Origin of the sequence: Kitasatospora sp. NPDC059571 (assembly GCF_042735675.1) — a bacterium.
In the GTDB taxonomy this organism is placed as follows: domain Bacteria; phylum Actinomycetota; class Actinomycetes; order Streptomycetales; family Streptomycetaceae; genus Kitasatospora.
Genome location: NZ_JBHWBW010000833.1, coordinates 1 through 1,346, shown reverse-complemented (window position 1 = coordinate 1,346; position 1,346 = coordinate 1). Strand labels below are relative to the sequence as shown.

At 74.3% G+C, this 1,346-nt stretch carries 2 protein-coding genes; one reads left to right on the top strand and one right to left on the bottom strand.

Translation table 11 applies throughout. The features are described 5' to 3' along the window. Nucleotides 1-204: 204 nt before the first annotated feature. Complete coding sequence (locus ACFV0G_RS39395; protein ID WP_380558756.1) at nucleotides 205-399, bottom strand: DUF5703 family protein; 195 nt, start codon at nucleotides 397-399, stop codon at nucleotides 205-207. 326 nt (nucleotides 400-725) lie between these two features. Between ACFV0G_RS39395 and ACFV0G_RS39390 the strand changes: the two genes are divergently transcribed. Continuing rightward, on the top strand, nucleotides 726-1,343 hold the full coding sequence (locus ACFV0G_RS39390; RefSeq protein ID WP_380558753.1) for a hypothetical protein: 618 nt from the start codon (nucleotides 726-728) through the stop codon (nucleotides 1,341-1,343). Nucleotides 1,344-1,346 lie beyond the last annotated feature (3 nt).

Here is a 1,346-nt window from a genome sequence, read left to right as displayed (position 1 = left end):
GGGGGGGTGCACACCCGCCGCGGGGGGGCGGGCGCCCGCGCCGGGCCCCGTCGCCGGCCGCGGGCGCGCCGGCCGCCGCACGCCCGGGCCGCCTGGTGCGGCCGGGGCGCATCGGCGTTCCCGGGGCCCGGAGGCCGGGCAGGCTCGGTCACGGGCGGCCGAGGGCCGGGCGCGGGCACGCCCCGCGGCCCGGGCCGGCCCCGGTCACCAGCTGCGGACCTGCCGAATGATCTTGCGGCGCAGCCGGACCGTCCGGCTGCCGTCCGGATAGAGCCGCAGGCGGTCCAGCTCCCAGTTGCCGTACTCGGCGTGGTCGGTCAGCAGCTGCCGTGCCGCGTTGCGGCTCGTGCCGCGCGGCAGGCGCAGCGACTGGTACTCGTACTCGGGTTGCCGGACCAGCTTGGGTGGGGTCAAGTCTTCCTCCTGCCTCGTGCCATCCGCCTGACCGCAAGCCTACGACCTGCCGCCGACGGGCCGCCCGGTCCGCCGGAGGGGGCGCTCCGGGGGCGGCCGTCCCCCGGGGCCGACTGACACGCGATCAGTTCCGGTACCCGGATGCGATACCCCCGGGCGGCCCCGGTGAAGCGGGAACCGGCTGTTCCGGACACATCCGAGTGGCACAGAACACCGCGGACCGGACATCAGGGTGGAACTTGTCGTGAATTCGAGGGCGTACGCGACAACCCCTGTGCGTATCGTCACCGGGTGGGGATAGCGTCTGCACCATGTCTGATGCCGCGCAGCTCACCATCAATGAGGTACGGGCCGCCGCCGAGGCGGTCAAGGCCGCGATCGACCGCCACCTGGAGGCGGTCGTCGGCACCACCGAGGAGGGCGATCCGGCCGTGGTCGCCGCCTACGAGGGGCTGGCGGCGGCAGCGATCACCTACGACCAGCTGCTCTACGAGGTCTTCGACGAGGTGACCCCCTTCGAGGTCCCCGGGGACGAGGGCTCCGGCGGGTACCACGGCCCGGAGCAGCCCGAGGCGATCAGTGTGCTGATCCGCCGCGACTACCTGGTGGCCGATCCCAAGCGGCTGCGCGAGCAGGCCGAGCGGGTGGACGACTCGCTCACCCCGGGCGGCGGCCCGTCCGGGGGCGTGAACGCGGCGATCGGGGTGCTGTTCGGGGAGTACGAGCCGGACGAGATCGCCTCGCGCTGCGAGGAGTTCGGCCTGGAGGAGGGCGACTCGACGCTCTGGGTCTCCGCCACCGAGCCGACCGATCCGGGCGAGTGGCTGCCCGAGCCCTTCGACGGCGCCGATCCGCAGCTGCTGATCTGCCGCTTCGACGTCAGCGAGGTGTACGACGACGACCCGGACGCACCGGGCGGCGGGGTCTGACCG

Bases quoted from the DNA above. Each gene is read 5' to 3' on its own strand.
- ACFV0G_RS39390 (WP_380558753.1), top strand. From the start codon at position 726: ATGTCTGATGCCGCGCAGCTCACCATCAATGAGGTACGGGCCGCCGCC.